20 protein-coding genes are annotated in these 15,599 nt (G+C 63.2%); 11 read left to right on the top strand and 9 right to left on the bottom strand.

All coding sequences use genetic code 11. The features are described 5' to 3' along the window. Positions 1–40: 40 nt before the first annotated feature. Both KPL81_RS08920 and KPL81_RS08915 read left to right on the top strand, forming a co-directional pair. The gene (locus KPL81_RS08920) at positions 41–484 is read left to right on the top strand and encodes an antitoxin Xre/MbcA/ParS toxin-binding domain-containing protein (RefSeq protein WP_209472333.1); all 444 of its coding nucleotides are present in this window, start codon (positions 41–43) and stop codon (positions 482–484) included. Continuing rightward, positions 484–957 carry an RES family NAD+ phosphorylase gene (locus KPL81_RS08915; protein WP_219791527.1) on the top strand — a complete coding sequence of 158 codons (474 nt, stop codon included), beginning with the start codon at positions 484–486 and terminating at the stop codon, positions 955–957. Before KPL81_RS08920 ends, KPL81_RS08915 begins: the two co-directional genes overlap by 1 nt. A gap of 63 nt (positions 958–1,020) precedes the next feature. On the opposite strand, the gene KPL81_RS08910 is transcribed toward KPL81_RS08915, so the two are convergent. Then, entirely contained in the window at positions 1,021–1,605 is a 585-nt protein-coding gene (locus KPL81_RS08910) for a VOC family protein (RefSeq protein ID WP_219791526.1), read from the bottom strand. A gap of 298 nt (positions 1,606–1,903) precedes the next feature. Here KPL81_RS08910 and corA point away from each other — a divergent pair, with 298 nt between their 5' ends. Both corA and KPL81_RS08900 read left to right on the top strand, forming a co-directional pair. After that, positions 1,904–2,989 carry a magnesium/cobalt transporter CorA gene (gene corA, locus KPL81_RS08905; protein ID WP_219791525.1) on the top strand — a complete coding sequence of 362 codons (1,086 nt, stop codon included), beginning with the start codon at positions 1,904–1,906 and terminating at the stop codon, positions 2,987–2,989. A gap of 17 nt (positions 2,990–3,006) precedes the next feature. Beyond that, complete coding sequence (locus KPL81_RS08900) at positions 3,007–3,240, top strand: cupin domain-containing protein (protein WP_219791524.1); 234 nt, start codon at positions 3,007–3,009, stop codon at positions 3,238–3,240. A gap of 325 nt (positions 3,241–3,565) precedes the next feature. Here KPL81_RS08900 and KPL81_RS20880 read toward each other — a convergent pair whose 3' ends face one another. From KPL81_RS20880 to KPL81_RS08875, 6 genes are all read right to left on the bottom strand, one after another. After that, positions 3,566–3,916: a DUF6647 family protein gene (locus KPL81_RS20880; protein WP_422674118.1), complete on the bottom strand. Its 351-nt coding sequence runs from the start codon at positions 3,914–3,916 to the stop codon at positions 3,566–3,568. 197 nt (positions 3,917–4,113) lie between these two features. Then, positions 4,114–5,175, bottom strand: coding sequence for a patatin-like phospholipase family protein (locus tag KPL81_RS08895; protein ID WP_219791523.1), 1,062 nt, complete (start codon positions 5,173–5,175; stop codon positions 4,114–4,116). Positions 5,176–5,238: 63 nt separating this feature from the next. After that, entirely contained in the window at positions 5,239–5,829 is a 591-nt protein-coding gene (locus tag KPL81_RS08890; RefSeq protein ID WP_219791522.1) for an NADPH-dependent FMN reductase, read from the bottom strand. A 47-nt stretch (positions 5,830–5,876) separates the two neighbouring features. After that, positions 5,877–6,818 carry a pirin family protein gene (locus tag KPL81_RS08885; protein ID WP_219791521.1) on the bottom strand — a complete coding sequence of 314 codons (942 nt, stop codon included), beginning with the start codon at positions 6,816–6,818 and terminating at the stop codon, positions 5,877–5,879. Between the two features lie 135 nt (positions 6,819–6,953). Beyond that, positions 6,954–7,574, bottom strand: a complete 621-nt coding sequence (ycaC, locus tag KPL81_RS08880) for an isochorismate family cysteine hydrolase YcaC (RefSeq protein WP_219791520.1) — start codon at positions 7,572–7,574, stop codon at positions 6,954–6,956. Between the two features lie 70 nt (positions 7,575–7,644). Further along, the gene (locus KPL81_RS08875; RefSeq protein WP_219791519.1) at positions 7,645–8,514 is read right to left on the bottom strand and encodes a pirin family protein; all 870 of its coding nucleotides are present in this window, start codon (positions 8,512–8,514) and stop codon (positions 7,645–7,647) included. 124 nt (positions 8,515–8,638) lie between these two features. Between KPL81_RS08875 and KPL81_RS08870 the strand changes: the two genes are divergently transcribed. After that, positions 8,639–9,586: a LysR substrate-binding domain-containing protein gene (locus KPL81_RS08870; protein ID WP_219791518.1), complete on the top strand. Its 948-nt coding sequence runs from the start codon at positions 8,639–8,641 to the stop codon at positions 9,584–9,586. Positions 9,587–9,598: 12 nt separating this feature from the next. Here KPL81_RS08870 and KPL81_RS20735 read toward each other — a convergent pair whose 3' ends face one another. Beyond that, positions 9,599–9,724: a hypothetical protein gene (locus KPL81_RS20735; RefSeq protein ID WP_276314033.1), complete on the bottom strand. Its 126-nt coding sequence runs from the start codon at positions 9,722–9,724 to the stop codon at positions 9,599–9,601. Beyond that, entirely contained in the window at positions 9,721–10,929 is a 1,209-nt protein-coding gene (locus KPL81_RS08865; protein ID WP_219791517.1) for an MFS transporter, read from the bottom strand. Before KPL81_RS08865 ends, KPL81_RS20735 begins: the two co-directional genes overlap by 4 nt. A gap of 166 nt (positions 10,930–11,095) precedes the next feature. On the opposite strand from KPL81_RS08865, the gene KPL81_RS08860 reads away from it, so the two are divergent. The 6 genes from KPL81_RS08860 to KPL81_RS08835 all read left to right on the top strand — a co-directional run bounded on the left by KPL81_RS08860 (position 11,096) and on the right by KPL81_RS08835 (position 15,588). Next, complete coding sequence (locus tag KPL81_RS08860) at positions 11,096–11,275, top strand: hypothetical protein (protein ID WP_219791516.1); 180 nt, start codon at positions 11,096–11,098, stop codon at positions 11,273–11,275. A gap of 85 nt (positions 11,276–11,360) precedes the next feature. Then, entirely contained in the window at positions 11,361–11,645 is a 285-nt protein-coding gene (locus KPL81_RS08855) for a hypothetical protein (RefSeq protein WP_209472318.1), read from the top strand. Between the two features lie 81 nt (positions 11,646–11,726). After that, entirely contained in the window at positions 11,727–12,506 is a 780-nt protein-coding gene (locus KPL81_RS08850; protein ID WP_219791515.1) for a helix-turn-helix domain-containing protein, read from the top strand. A 100-nt stretch (positions 12,507–12,606) separates the two neighbouring features. Further along, positions 12,607–13,680, top strand: coding sequence for a TRAP transporter substrate-binding protein DctP (gene dctP, locus KPL81_RS08845; protein ID WP_219791514.1), 1,074 nt, complete (start codon positions 12,607–12,609; stop codon positions 13,678–13,680). A gap of 73 nt (positions 13,681–13,753) precedes the next feature. Next, complete coding sequence (locus tag KPL81_RS08840; protein ID WP_209472315.1) at positions 13,754–14,314, top strand: TRAP transporter small permease; 561 nt, start codon at positions 13,754–13,756, stop codon at positions 14,312–14,314. After that, positions 14,311–15,588 (top strand): TRAP transporter large permease, encoded by a 1,278-nt coding sequence (locus KPL81_RS08835; protein ID WP_219791513.1) that lies wholly within the window; start codon positions 14,311–14,313, stop codon positions 15,586–15,588. Before KPL81_RS08840 ends, KPL81_RS08835 begins: the two co-directional genes overlap by 4 nt. The last annotated feature ends 11 nt before the right edge of the window (positions 15,589–15,599 follow it).

Raw genomic sequence — 15,599 nt, 5'->3', positions numbered from 1 at the left:
TAGAATAGACAGTGTTAAAACCGCAATGAGGGGCTTGGCCATGGAAGCGCTGAAGAGAAACGGCGATGGCGAGGAGGGTATCCGCGGGGTCAAAGTGCCGCCCGAGGTGTATCGCAACAAGGTCGCCTTCATCCAGACGGTGCGCGAGGGAATCTCGGGCAGCGTGGTCAAGCAGGCCATCCATGCCCTGGGCGACAACCGGGAACTGTTCGTCAAGCTGCTGGAGACCACGCCGGGCAACCTGCACCGCTTCTACAAGCGCAAGGCGTTGAGTCGTGCCGATAGCGAGGAAGTTCTGGATGTGCTGCGGGTCTTCTATCACACCCGCCAAGTGTTCGGTGACGGCGACAAGGCGCTGCGCTGGCTCAACACGCCCATTCCTGCCCTGTCTGGGGAGAAGCCGCTCGACCTGTTCGACACCTTCGAGGGGCGCTGCCTGGTTCGCGAAGTGCTGCGCAAGGTCGAATACGGGGAATTCAGCTGATGAGGCTGTTTCGTATCGGGCCTGAACAGCACATCGAGAACATGAGCGGCATGGGCGCAAGCTATCGGGACGGCGCCAGATGGAATACTGCAGGCGTGCCGGCGCTTTATTTCGGCACGACACCGAGTGTGGCCATGCTGGAACTCGGCAACTATGTCCCTTCGCCGCGCGACCTGCCCGACAGCTACCGGCTGGCGGTCTTTGAGGCGCCGGACGAAGCCATAGAAACCTGGCCGGTCGATCGGCTGCCGGACGAGTGGGCCGAGTTTCCCTATCCCGCTTCCACCCAGCAGATGGGCACGCAGTGGCTCCAGCGCCGGGAACGGCTGATATTGCTGGTGCCGAGCTGCGCCGTGGCGGGCGGCATGGAAAATATCGCGGTCGTCAATCCCTTGCACCCTGACGTCTCGAAGATCCGGCTGCTTGAAAAGCACGGCACGATCTACAGCGAAAGAATGTTCAAAGGAATCTGACTTGACGGCTCCTGATCGGAGGTTGATCGACAGCGGCGCCGCCAAGGCGCCGCTGCCATGCCTTCAGTGGCGCGGATCCCACAGCCGGCTGCCGGTCTCGGCCTCGTAGCCCATGCCGTGGGGCGAGCTCACCAGCTCGAGCTGCATGCCCCAGGGCGCCATGAAGTAGACCCAGGTCAGCCCCTCCATGGGGCCCTCGGTGAAGGTCTTGGGTTCGCCCAGCACATCCAGTCCTTGCGCCTGCAGATAAGCCACGGCCTCGTCCATGTCGTCCACGTAGAAGGCGATATGGTGACCGCCGATGTCGCTGTTGCGTGGCTGCTCGGTGCGCTGGTCCGGTGCGGTGTACTCGAATATCTCCAGGTTGGTGCCGTTGCCGCAGCGCACCAGATGCGCAGCGGGAATGGTCGCTTCGCGATGCACGTCGAGGTTCTGTGTCATCCAGTCATCTTCGAAGGGCCCGAACGGGCCGATGGTGAAGAAGGCCTCACAACCCATGACGTCGACGAAGAAATCCACCGCCGCCTGGCGGTCGGGCACGGTAAAGCCGAAGTGCTGGGTGCCGCGCACTCCCGGGACTTCGGCTTGGGCGGTATGACTCGTCAGTAGCGCTGCCAGGGCAGCCCCCACCCAGTATGTCTTGTTCATGGCATGTCTCCTTGTTATTGCCGTTACTTGGCGGTGGCATTGCCACCGAGTTGAAGATGGCAAGGAGCATGCCAAGGCGAAGATCCTAGATAAGCTGCTGTTTTCTATGCCTTGGACGAAAAAAGCGGGAGGGAAAGGGTGACCATGGCGATACAGTGCCTTGACAGCTGTCACGTTACGCATGGGCCACTTGCGTGCCACGTTTCCGCCAGCCTCGCCGGGCGTAGGCATGAGGCGGGTGCGAATGATGGCTGGAGCATGCCAGTATTGTCGGATCGAATTGCCAGGGACGCTCTTCATGACCCGACTGTTCAAGAAGCACTACCATCCAGCCGGTACCGCACCAGGTACCCTGCGCGAGGTCTCGCTCGAGCAGGCCGGCCTGCTCGGTCCTGCTACGTTTCGCCTGGCCCGTCGCGAAGCGGGGCGCTGGGGCGCGATGCAGGAGATCTCGGTCGCCGAGATTCCCGAGGCCGCCGCGGAAGGGCCGCTGTGCTGGCTTCACGTGCAGGGGCTGCCCGTGGCCGAGGAGCTGGAACTGCTCGGCGAGCGGGTGGGCCTGCATCCGTTGGCCCAGGAGGACATCCTCAATGGCGGCCAGCGACCCAAGGTCGAGCGTTTCGACGACGGTCTGGTGGTCATTCTGGGCATTCCCGAATTCGACGAAGAAGGCGATCTGCATCTTTACCAGCTGTCGCTGTTCATGGGGGCAAACATCGTCGTCAGCGTGATGGGCGAAACGCTGGATCCCTTCGTGGTCTTTCGCCGACGGCTCAAGGAGAGCGGTGGTCGCGCCCTGGGCGAGCCGGACGACCTGCTCTACGGCATGCTCGATGCCGCCGTCGATCATGCTTTCCCGGTACTCGACAGCGTGGGTGAGCGAATCGAGGAACTGGAGCTCGAGATACTCAACCAGCCGGACAGCTCGACGCTGGAGCGCCTGCACGGCCTGAAGCGAGAGCTGATCATGCTGAGGCGTTACCTCTGGCCCACCCGCGAGGTCATCAACCAGCTGTTGCGCGATCACAACGACCTGTTTACGCCCGATACGCGGCTGTGGATGCGTGACGTCTACGACCATACGGTGCAGGTGATCGACCTGGTGGAGAGCTATCGCGACATGACGGCGAGCCTGCTCGACGTCTATCTTTCCAGCATGAGCCACCGGCTCAACGAGAGCATGCGCAAGCTCACTATCGTTGCCACCGTGTTCATGCCACTGACCTTCATCGTCGGCGTCTACGGTATGAACTTCGCTCATCCCACTAGTCCCTTCGCCATGCCAGAGCTCGGCTGGTACTGGGGCTACCCTGTCGTATGGGGGGTAATGATCGCCGTCGCCGTCGGCATGGTGGTTTGGTTCAAGCGCAAGCGCTGGTTCTAGGCTCTTCTGGGTAAGTCATGGACAGCCCCGTCATCGAGACACGCCACTACCCCGATCGCGTGCTGACCGACCGCCACGGGTTTCACCAGCTGCTGCTGGGACTCGACGGTGCGCTGGAGCTCGAGTCGGCGGGTCGGCTGGTGCATGTGACCCGCGGTGTGTTGGCCCCGTTGGCCAGTGGTGACGTGCATCACTATCTGGCGCCGGGCGACAACCGCGTAGTGGTGCTCGAACTGCCCGAGGCTTGGTGAGAGACGTTGGCCTTCGAAGAACTGATCGTAGGACAGGCGCGGCGCTTGTTGCGGCGACCTGCACCTGCTCGGGCTGCTGGCCTATGCCACACCGCTGCTCTCCACACTGGTACTGATCGTGGCCGGCTATGCCGAGGCCACGCCGTTGCTGGCGCTGGCGGCCGGTGTGATTACCTTTGGCATGCTGATCGGCAGCGGTGCGCTGAGGCATGGCAGGGCAAGAAGCTCGAGGGCACGACGAGCCTCGACTCAAGCTGCTGACGTAGCTGACCGACAAGTCCAGAGGCATATACGTTCGAATCTATACGGGAGAAGCCGGGTCCGACTATCTTGGACACGCCTCAATAATGCGGATCGTCCGCTCATCGATGCCCAGAAGGGACATCGGATCGGCTACGCCTTGCTCTCGTAGCCATGCCAATTGCAGTCGCAATGCTTGTCCTTCGAGATACCCTTTCGACCGCGACCGGACCATGGAACCGTTAGAAAGCTGTACGTGATGCACCAGTTCGTGAAGCAGATAACTTCGATCAAGAAGGTTCGCCGTGTTAAAAGATTGATCGAGATAAATGGTGCTTGTGGCTGGGTCATAGACGCCCAGTACCCTGGGTGGCAGTCCTGCGGTCCAGCCTGGAAAGCATCGTTTCTGAAGAGCTTCTTGGCTTTCCTTATTCACCGCGACGGCGGCGGCGTTCGATATTCCGTCTGAGAGACGACCCAGTCGACCAACTCCTCCAGCAAAGAAGTAACCTCGGAAGAGGGGACCCCGGGCTGCGCGATAGCCAGCTTGACGCCGACAACCGCGAGAAAAGCTGCACTGAACAGTACACGCCGTTTCGATTTCATGTCAGTCACCCAGGGGTTTTAATGTACTCATCGCTTTCCTTGCCTACGTGTTAGGGGACGAAAGCCGTCGCCGAAAACGGTATTGAGGTCGAAGGTAGAGTGTTGGCCGATCGCGTCGAAGTTCTGCTCGAGCCACATGTCGGCCCAGCCGCGCCCCTGGTGAAACAGCCGCGAGACGAAATCCCACTGGGCGTTGAGCTTGCTCGAGGCGGTAAGTTGCTCGACTTCCTGCTCGGCGTGGATCAGATGCAGGCGCATGGAGCGGTAGCGCTCCACATCGAGGTCTTCGGCATCGATCAGTTGTTGCAGCAGCTGGATGCTGCGCAGCTCCTTGATCAGGCTGGAGTTGAAAGTGATCTCATTGATGCGGTTGACGATGTCGCGGGCGCTGTCCGGCAGCCGTCTGCGCTCCAGCGGGTTGACCTGAACGACGACCAGATCCTGACAATCCATGTCGTCAACGAGCGGGAAGAGCGCAGGATTCCCGCTATACCCGCCGTCCCAGTAGGCCTCACCGTCGATCTCCACCGCCGGGAACATGAACGGCAGGCAGGCCGAGGCCATCACCGTATCGACGGAGATCCCGGGCTGGCGAAAGACCGTGGCGCGACCGGTCCTGACATTGGTGGCGGTGACGTATATCTTGGCCCTGCGGCAGGCGTTGACGCGCTCGAAGTCGACCAGCTCACAGACCAGGTCACGTAGTGGATTGAAGCCCAGGGGATTGAGCCTGGCCGGTGCAACGAGCTGGGTCAGGCTTTCGAACATCAGGTAGCTGGGTGAGTAATCGAGGCTGCCGGTACCCGTCAGCCAATCCCAGGGGGTGGGCTGGATGGGCGAGAAGCGTGCCGCATCGCTGACCCCACGCCAGAAGTGGCCAAGGGCGTCGCGCGCCCCCTGGCGGCCGCCGCGGTGTAGCCCGTCTGCCAGCACCACGGCATTCATTGCCCCGGCGCTGGTGCCGCTGATGCCATCGATCTTCAACCGTTCTTCTTCCAGCAGTCGATCGAGTACACCCCAGGTCAACGCACCATGGGATCCACCGCCTTGCAGGGCGAGGTCAATGTGCTTGCGTTCTTCCTTGGGCATGCCATCTCCTGTGTCATCGATGTTGCGTCGCAGTGTAGATACCACATCGACGACTGTCCCGGCTCATGACATGTGCAGTTTGGCCAACATCGTGACCAGCCGCTGGCACAGCGCGTCCAGTCGCTCACGCTGGTTCTCGTCCACCAGCTCGCCATTCTCGCCGAAGGCCTGAGCAGCGCGAGGTATGGCCAGTGGACTGGGCAGCACGGTCACGCCGAGATTGCCGAGCAGTTGGCGGATCAGTGCCAGGCTGCGCATGCCGCCCAGTGCGCCCGGTGAGGCGGAGACCACTGCCGCCACCTGGTCGGTGAACAGGGCCAGGCCACTGCGCTCGCCGTCCGAACGTGACATCCAGTCGAGTGTGTTCTTCATTAGCGGGGTGATGAACCCGTTGTACTCCGGTGAGGCCAGCAGCAGGCCCTGGTGCTCGCCCAGCAGTGCCTGCAGGTGGCGGGCGTTGGCGGGCAGACCCTCGCGGTTTTCCAGATCGCCATCGTAGAGCGGCAGGGGATAGTCGCGTAGGTCGATGAAGGTCGCTTGGCCGCCGGCATGCTCGACTCGTTCGGCGGCAAGGCGGGCAAGACGCTTGTTGAAGGAGTTTTCTCGGGCGCTGCCGGCGAAAACCAGGATGCGCGGTGGGGTGGAGGTCGTCATGGAAGAAGCGTTCCTTTTTGCGAGTGGTCGTCGGTGTCTCTCGGCAGTCATTCCCGCCAAGGCAGGGGCGGCGGCTCCAGGCGCTTGCCGTCGAACTGGGGGATGCTGCCGAAGCGTTCGCTGCCGGCTTCCCAGTCGCGCTGGGCCTCGATGATCTCGGCCTTGCTGTGGCCGACGAAATTCCACCAGATCAGGATCTCCTCGCCCAGCGGTTCGCCGCCGACCAGGATCGCGCGTCCGCCTGCCGGCAGTTCGAGAGCGACCTGGCTGCGCCCGCGGCCCAGATAGGCCAGCTCGTTGGTGGCGAAGCGCTCGCCCTCGATGACGAGTTCGCCTTCCAGCGGCAGCAGGCCGTATTCGAAGTCCTCGGACAGCGGCAGTTGCAGTGAGCCGCCAGAGGTCGCCGCCAGGTCCAGTCCCACCAGCGGCGTGAAGGCGAGCGTCGGCGCACGCTGGCCGGCGAATTCGCCAGTGAGCAAGGTCAACACGACGTCTCCCTCTTGCCACTGTGGCAGCGTTGGGTAGTGGTCGAAGCGCGGGTCGGTGCGACGGTGGGCTTCGGGTAGGGCGATCCAGAGCTGGGCGGCATGCAGGTGTGACTCGCCGGTTACCGACTCCTCGGTATGGCTGATGCCGCGTCCGGCCGTCATCAGGTTGACCTGGCCGGGGCGAATCACCTGCTCGTTGCCCAGGCTGTCACGATGCAGCACCTCCCCCTCGATCATCCAGGTGAAGGTTTGCAGGCCGATGTGGGGGTGTGGGCCGACGCGCAGGCCGCGTGCGTCGCCCTTGAACACTGCCGGGCCGGCATGGTCGAGGAAGCACCAGGCGCCGATCAGGCGGCGATGACGCGAAGGCAGCACCCGGTTGACGGGGATGCCGCCGACATCGGCGGTGCGCGGCGTCACATGCTGCACCTGGCGCTTGCCATCGACGATGGGGCAGTCCAGGGAGGAGGAAAGATCGGCGTCGTTGACGAGGTTGCTCATTGTCATTTTCCCAGGAAGATCGACGTAGGCAGGGCGGTCAGGCCTGTTTCAGCATAGGTACTCACTGGTTGCCCTGCCTGTCGAGATGAGCAAGGGGAACAGGAGGGGCCCGGCCATGGCTGGGCCCGACACCGTTCAGTTCTTCTGGGCGGTGTAACTCTGCAACAGGTTGGCGTAGGCGGGCAGGTGGCCGGCCAACAGACCGCCGAAGCCCTCGATGTCGTTGCGCCAGTCGCGGTGCAGTTCGCAGCCGACACCGAACCAGGTCATCAGTTGGGCTCCGGCCTGTGACATGCGATCCCAGGCAGCGTCCCGGGTGGTCTGGTTGAAGGTGCCGGAAGCGTCGGTGACCACGAACACTTCGTAGCCTTCCTCCAGGGCCGAGAGCACCGGGAAGGCCACACACACCTCGGTGACCACGCCGGCGATCACCAGCTGCTTCTTGCCGGTGGCCTTGACCGCTGCCACGAACTCCTCGTTGTCCCAGGCGTTGATCTGTCCGGGGCGGGCGAAGTAGGGCGCGTCGGGGAACATCGCCTTCAGTTCCGGCACCATGGGCCCGTTGGGGCCGTCCTCGAAGCTGGTGGTTAGGACGGTGGGGATCTCGAAGAACTTGGCGATATCGGCCAGGGCCAGCACGTTGTTCTTGAAGTCGTCGGGGCTGAAGTCGCGCACCAGCGAGAGCAGGCCGGACTGATGATCGACCATCAGCAGGGCTACATCGTCCTTGTTGAGTCGGTTATAGGTAAAGGACATGGGTCTTTCCTCCAAGGTTGAGTGAAGCGCCCGGTCAGGGGGCCGGGCGCGGTTGGGCGCGGCGGAGCCGCTAACCCTCCAGACGACCGAACTTGCCGGCCTGGAAGTCGGTGAATGCCTGTTGAATCTCGGTTTCGCTGTTCATCACGAAGGGGCCGTACCCCACCACCGGCTCGCCCAAGGGGGCACCGGCGAGCAGCAGCAGCTTGGCGTCGTTGTTGGCTTCAAGCCGTATCTCATCGCCCTGACGCTCGAAGCACACCAGGCCGGCGTCACGCACCACGGCATCGCCATTGACCTGTACGGTGCCCTCGAGGATTACCAGTAGGGTGGTGTGTCCCTCGGGAACTCTCAGAGTCGTTTCGCCGCCCGGCTCCAGGCGCAAGTCCCAGACTTCGATGGGGGTGAAGGTATGGGCCGGTCCTTCATGGCCGCCATACCTGCCGGCGATCACCCGCAGTTCGCCGGCGCGGTCAGGCAGTGCCACGCGGGGAATGTCGGCGTCGAGCAGCGTCTGATAGGCCGCCGGTGCCGACTTGTGCTCGGCCGGCAGGTTGACCCATAGCTGCACCATTTCCAGGGTGCCGCCCTGCGCGGTGAAGTCGCTGGAGTGGAACTCCTCGTGAACGATGCCGGCACCGGCGGTCATCCACTGCACGTCACCTTCGCCGATACGACCACCGCTGCCAGTGGAATCGCGATGCTCCAGTTCGCCCTTGTACACCAGCGTCACGGTCTCGAAGCCGCGGTGTGGGTGAGCGCCGACGCCGCGCGGCCGGCTAGCCGGCGGGAAGTCATGCGGGCCGGCGTGGTCGAGCAGCAGAAAGGGGCTCAGGTGGTCGGCACCGAGGCGGTCGTAGCTGAACAGCGAACGTACGGGAAAGCCGTCGCCGACCCAGTGCCCGCGAGGGGCGCCATAGATGCCGTGAATCTTCTTCATGGTTTGGCTCCTGCATGGATTGGGCTATAGCCCGATACAGGAAGCTTATGAGGAGAACGGAAGAGGCAGTAGAGGGTATAATTCACACTCTGCGTTCCAAAAACAGAACGATAAGGACAAGGGCATGCAGGATCTCAACGATCTCTACTACTTCGTTCAGGTGGTGGACCATGGCGGTTTCGCCCCGGCCGGGCGCGCCCTCGGCATTCCCAAGTCGAAGCTGAGCCGGCGCATTGCCCAGTTGGAGGAGCGCCTCGGTGCCCGGCTGATTCAGCGCTCGACGCGCCATCTCTCGGTCACCGAACTGGGCCAGGCTTACTATCGCCACTGCGCGGCGATGATGGTGGAGGCAGAGGCCGCCGAGGAGCTGATCCAGCGCAACCTGGCGCTACCGCGGGGCACGGTGCGGCTGAGCTGCCCGCCGAGCCTGCTGCACTACCTGATCACACCGCTGCTGGTGCGCTTCATGGCCCAGTGTCCCGACGTGGAGGTGCAGGTGGAGGCCACCAGCCGCCGGGTCGACGTGATCAGGGAAGGCTTCGATATGGCCATCCGCGTGCGCTTTCCGCCGCTCGAGGACAGCGATCTCTCGATGAAGGTATTGTCGCGCAGCCCACAGCGGCTGGTGGCCGCGCCCGCCCTGTTCGAGGCGTGGCCGATACCGCAGGCGCCGGGCGATCTGGCCGGGCTGCCGAGCCTCGACTTCGATCAGGTGAGCCGGCAGCACGACTGGGTGCTGGACGGCCCCGAGGGAGCGACGGCGCAGATTCGGCACCATCCCCGGCTGGTCACCGACAACGCCGAGACGCTGCATCAGGCCGCGTTGGCAGGGCTGGGGGTGGTCAAGCTGGCGCTGCTGGTGGCAGGACAAGACCTGAAGGCGGGGCGTCTCGTCGATGCGATACCCGGCTGGGAGCCGAGGGGAGGGATCCTGCACGCCGTCTTTCCGTCGCGGCGCGGCGTGCTCCCCGCCGTGCGCGCGCTGCTCGACTTCCTGGCCGAGCACATCAACGAGATCGACTTTACCAGCCAGACCGCCCTGGCCGTGGCGATGGATGAAGAGGAGGAATGATGCTGTTGCTGCTCAGCACAGCCGCGTGCCGAGCAGCAGCAGCGAGGCATCGGCGTTCTGCCAGCCCCACCATACCAGGGCCAGAGCGATACCGAGGGCCAGCAGGGCGGCAGCTTTCACTAGTTGGATTCGGCTCATGCCTGGGCCTCCTGAATGGCGGCGCGCTTGATGGGTGCCTCGCTGATGAACCAGTGCAGCAGGGCTGCTGCCACGGAGAGCAGGATGGCCAGCTTCCAGACGACGTCGTAATCGCCATGCAGGTCGTAGAGCTTGCCGCCCAGCCACACGCCGGTGAATGAGCCGACCTGGTGGAACAGGAAGACGATGCCGCCGAGCATGGAGAGGTGGCGCACGCCGAACACCGAAGCCACGATGCCATTCGTCAGCGGCACCGTGGAGAGCCACAGCAGGCCGATGGCGATGCCGAACAGATAGGCGCTGGCCGGGCTCAGCGGCAGGAACACGAAGGCCGCAATCACCGCGCCGCGGGTCAGGTAGAGCCAACTGAGCAGGCGGGGCTTGGAATAGATGCCCCCCAGCCAGCCGGCGGTGTAGGTGCCGAAGATGTTGAACAGGCCCACCAGGGCCAGGGTGGTGCTGCCCACCTGCACGGCCAGGCCGTTGTCGAAGAGGTAGCCGGGCAGGTGCACGCCGATGAACACCACCTGGAAGCCACAGACGAAGAAGCCCAGGCACAGCAGCCAGAAGCCGCGGTGTCCGGCGGCCTCGTCCAAGGCTGCGTGCAGCGAGAGGTCAGTTGCCTGTCGGGCCGAAGGGCGATCCTTCAGCATGGCGCCGAGCGGCACCATCATGGCCGCCAGGGCCCCCATCGCCAGCAGCGCGACCGACCAGCCCAGCCAGCCGAGCAGGCCCAGGGTGCCCGGCAGCATGGCGAACTGGCCGAACGAGCCTGCCGCGCTGACGATGCCCATGGCCATGCTGCGCTTCTCCGGGGCCACGGCACGGCCCACGGCGCCGAGGATCACCGAGAAAGTGGTCCCCGAGAGCCCCAGGCCGATCAGTAGCCCGGCGGAGAGCGACATGCCCAGGGCCGATTCGGAAAGCCCCATGAACAGCAGGCCGAGTGCATAGAGGATGCCGCCGACCGCAACCACCCGGGCCGCGCCGAAGCGATCGGCCAGGGCGCCGGTGAAGGGCTGGGCGAAGCCCCAGACCAGGTTCTGCAGCGCCAGGGCAAAGGCGAACACTTCGCGTCCCCAGCCCAGCTCACTGCTCATGGGTTCGAGAAACAGGCCAAAGCCATGACGCAGCCCCATGGCCAGGGAAATGACCAGACTGCCGAGCAGGATCAGCAGCAGGGAATGGCGGCGAAGGGCGTCCATGGCAAGATTCCTGTTTGCAGGCTAATGAACTTTGCACTATCGCGCTTTATCGACATACAGGCAATGTCGCTAATTGGCGACTGTCCTGTTGCCGCCATGCCACATGTGTAAAGGCAGTGTGATTCGCTATCATGAACAGTGTTCGGAAATTTTTTGGAGATCCGCCATGTCACGGCGCCTGTTGTTTCCCATTCTTCTCGCCCTCGCCGCTATGCTGGTGGCGGGCTGTAGCTACCAGCCGGCACGCATCAAGTCCGAACCGCTGATCGTCATCGACGATGAACGTGGCGGGCATCATGGGCGAGGCTTCTGTCCCCCGGGGCAGGCCAAGAAAGGCCGCTGCTGAAGCGTGATGGGCGAGCCAGGTCCATAATGACTCCATACGGGAACCGAAGGGGGCGTCTTCCGCTCTGCCTCGCGAGGTATATGCCATGAGAACGTCCCTGCGTCTGCTTACTCTTGCCTGCGTGCCTCTCATGCTGGCCCTGGCCGGCTGCAGCTACTCGCCGGCGCGCATCAACCCCGAACCGCTGATCGTAGTCGATGGCGGGCATCGGCACTATCACGAGGACAGGCATTATCATCACCGCGAGCGCTACGTGAAGCGCCACTACCGTGATGACCATCGCTATTATGAAGATCGCCATTATCGGGATCGACACCGTCATCGTGGCGGCTTCTGCCCGCCCGGGTTGGGTATGCAGGGTCGCTGCTGACAGGTACCTGCCGGTTTCATGATGCCGCTCGGCAGGGTAGTGTAGGAGCTTCCCTGACCGAGCGGGCATCAAGAAACCGTCATGTCTCTACTCGACCTACGCACCTCCAATCTGGGCCAGGAGCATGTCGCACATGCCCATTCGCATCACCAGTTGATCCTGGCGACCTGCGGGGTCACTGAACTTGCGATCGAGGGCGTTGGCGATCGCGTCACCGGGGGCCGCGGCTGCCTGATTCCTTGTGCCTGCCATCACGAATACAAGGGCGACGGGCGCAACCGGACGCTGGTGCTGGACGTATCGCTTGACGCTCTGGGCGACAGGCGCGACGGCGACAGCCTGCAGCGCTTGTTCGAGCGCCCGCGCTTCTTTCCCGTGTCGCCTCGCCTCAATCACCTTGCCGTCACGCTGATGGCACAGCTCGAGCAGTTTCCGGCGCTGCATAGCGAGATCGCCGCCTTGCTGCTGCGCGCGCTCTATCTTCAGCTTGAGGACGAGCTGCCCAGCAATACCTCCGCATCCTTGGCCGGCCATCGATCTGGCGAGCGCATCGATCTCCAGCGTCTCGATGAGTGGATCGATCGGCATTTGGCCGATGAGATCCGCGTCGACCAGCTGGCGGCGCTGTGCGCACTGAGTCCGGGGCATTTCCACGCGCTGTTTCGCGACATGACGGGCGTCACGCCCGTGGCCTATGTCCAGCAGCGCCGCTTGGATCATGCGCGAGCCCTGGTACAGCATAGTGGCCTGAGCCTAGGGCATATCGCTGCGTTGGTCGGCTTTCGTGATCAGGGCAGCTTCAGCCGCGCTTACCGGCGTCATTTCGACATTTCGCCTTCCATCGAGCGCCGCGATCGCTGAGCCCGGGGCAAGAAGACCGGAGTCACGGGCAAACGCAGTGGCAGGCCAGCCGCTAGGCTGAAAGGGAATCCCACAAAGCACAATCATAACGAGGTGGATCATGTTCCCGACGCCGCTGACCCGTCTGGCAGCGCTAGCCACACTCCCGCTGGCCGTTGCCAGTGCCAACGTTCAGGCGCAATCCCACGAGATGGCCATCGCCACCCTGTTGCCGGAAGATATGGGCAACAACGAGGTCTACCCGGCGCTGGTGCACTTCAAGAATCTGGTCGAGACCCGCACCGACGGCGAGGTAGAGGTCGTGATCTTCGGTGGCGGCCAGCTCGGCTCCGAAGTGGAGACGGCATCCGAAGTGCAGGGCGGGCGTACCCTGCAGTCCACGATCATCACCACCGGGGCGATGTCATCCTTCTACGACGACTACCAGCTGATGACCGCCCCTTTCCTGTTCGACAACTGGCGCCAGGCTTGGGCCTTCTTCGATAGCGAGTGGTTCGCCGACTTCATGTCCGGCACCATCGAGGAAGCCAACATGCGCTATCTGGGCACCTTCGACGACGGCGGCGGTTTCGTGGCCTTCACCAACAATGAGCGCCTGATCGAGACGGTCGAGGACCTGGAGGGGCTCAACATCCGCACCGAGGAGAACCCGGGCCACGTTGCGATCATGAAGTCTCTGGGCGCCTCGGCCACGCCGCTGCCATGGGGTGAATTGATCACCGCGTTGGAGACCGGCCTGGCGGATGGCCAGTTCAATGCACCGGTACTCAACACGACCTTCAATTTCGACGAGGTGACGGATTACACCACGCTCACTGGCCATGTCTACAACAGCGCCGCCTGGTTGATCAGTGAAGAGTGGTTCCAGTCACTCGATGAAGCGCACCAGGCTGCCATTCTCACCTCGGCGCGTGAGGCCATCGAGCTTTCCCACGGAATGTCGGGGGCGCTGGCCACCGCCAGCTGGGAGGAGTCCTGCGAGCGCTTCGAGGCGTGCTACATCATGCCGCCCGAGGAGAGAGAACGGATGGCCGAGATTGCCCGACCGGCGTGGAAGGAATGGATTGTCGGAGACTTCGGTATCGAGGCCGAGCGCGTCGACGCCTTCCTCGGCGAGGTTGCCCGGGTGGGAGAAGGGGTGGCCGAGTCCGACGTGACGGTCTATGGCCAGTAACGCACGGTTTCTGCGTGCATAACGTCGCTCCCTGGTCGGTACGACCGGCCGGGGGGATCTTCGAGGTTATCCTATGCCACTCCTCCAGCCCTTGCGCCGCCTGAGCGACACGGTCAATCAGGTGGCGATCGTGATCTGCGTGGCCTGTGTGTTGATCATGCTGGGTATTTCGTTTACGGCGTTCCTCTACAAGTTGGCCACTGGCAGCACGCTGAGCTGGACCTACTCGCTGGCGCGTCTGTTCCTGCCCTGGATCGGCTTTCTCTCGATGACCATCTCGCTGCGCTATGGCGAACACGTGGCCATGACGCTGCTGGTGCGTAGCCTTCCACGAGCGCTGCTCAAGCTGGCCGCGGCCCTGTGTCTGGTGGTGATCGGCCTGTTCGGGGCGCTGTTGCTGTGGTACGGCTGGGACTACTTCGTAGGCGCTTCCCAGGTCTACATGGTCTCGGACCGCATCCAGATCCCGGGCAAGTTCACCGCTATCGTGGTGCCTGTCAGCGGCGCGATCCTGCTGCTTCATCTGGTGCAGGGTTTCGCTCTGCTGGAGCACTTCATCGACGACGAGTCGGCCATCGACGAGCTGATAGAGACCGTCGACACTGCAGCCGTCGACACGGAGGAGCGCGCATGACGCCTGCCATCGTAACCTTCATCGTATTGTTGCTGATCGGTGCGCCGGTGGCGGTGGTAATGGCTCTCTCCGGCCTGGCCGGCGGTTTTGCCATGGGCGGAGAGCGCATGCTCGGAATCATCGCCGACCGCATGTTCTCCGGCGTCTCCGGCTTTCTGCTGATCGCCGTTCCTTATTTCATTTTCACTGCCGAACTGATGAACCAGGGCGGACTGACCCATAAGCTGATTGCCTTCAACAATGCCCTGTTCGGCCGCGTGCGCGGTGCGCTCTCACACGTCAACGTCTCGGTATCGGTGTTCTTCGCTGGCCTGACCGGGGCGGCGATCACCGATACCGTGGCGATCGGCAAGATCATGATTCCCGAGATGAAACGGCAGGGCTACGACGCCGAATACGCAGCGGCGATCACTGCCTGCTCGTCGATCATCGGACCCATCATCCCGCCCAGCGTGGTGATGGTGGTCTATGCCACGCTGCTGCGCGATATCTCGGTGATCGACCTGTTCGCCGGAGGCATCATCCCGGGAATCTTGATGGCGCTGGCACTGCTCGGGGTAAGCTTCTACCTGGCCTGGCGGCGAGGCTACCCGAAGCAGACGCCGACGCCCTTCAAGATAGCGGTGCTGTCGTTCCTGGCAGCGCTGCCGGCAATGATCGTGCCGCTGATCATCCTGGGGGGCATTCTCTCCGGTCTGACCACCATTACCGAGGCATCCGGCTTCGCCGCCGTCTATGCCATCGCCATTGGCGTGCTGCTCTACCGCAACCTGAGCTGGCAGAAGATCTGGCATGCGCTGGTGGTGACGGTACGCTTTTCCGGCGTGGTGTTCTTTCTGCTCGCCACCTCAGCGGTGCTCGGCTGGTTCGTGACCCGCTCGGGCATTGCGCGCGATGCAGCGGGGCTGATCACTACCCTGAGCGACTCGGCCTTCCTCCAACTGATGCTGGTATGCGTGCTGCTGATCCTGATCGGTACGGTAATGGACGTGCTGCCGGCATTGGTCGTGGTGGCGCCGGTGCTGGTGCCGGCGATGATCCAGCTTGGCTTCGATCCGCTGCATTTTGCCATCCTGATGATCGTGGTGCTCAATATCTCCAACGTGACGCCACCGGTGGGAATGACGCTGATGACGGCGGCACGCATCGCCAACGTACCCTATGAGCGTGCGATCGTCGCGTCGTTGCCGTTCTATGTGGCGTTCTTGTCGGTGATCGTGCTGCTCGCGGCATTCCCGGCACTCTCTACCTGGGTTCCCTCGCTGCTCAACTGAGGAATGCGAAT

Source organism: Billgrantia antri (genome assembly GCF_019430905.1).
In the GTDB taxonomy this organism is placed as follows: Bacteria; Pseudomonadota; Gammaproteobacteria; order Pseudomonadales; family Halomonadaceae; genus Halomonas; species Halomonas antri.
This window is presented reverse-complemented; position numbering and strand designations above follow the sequence as displayed.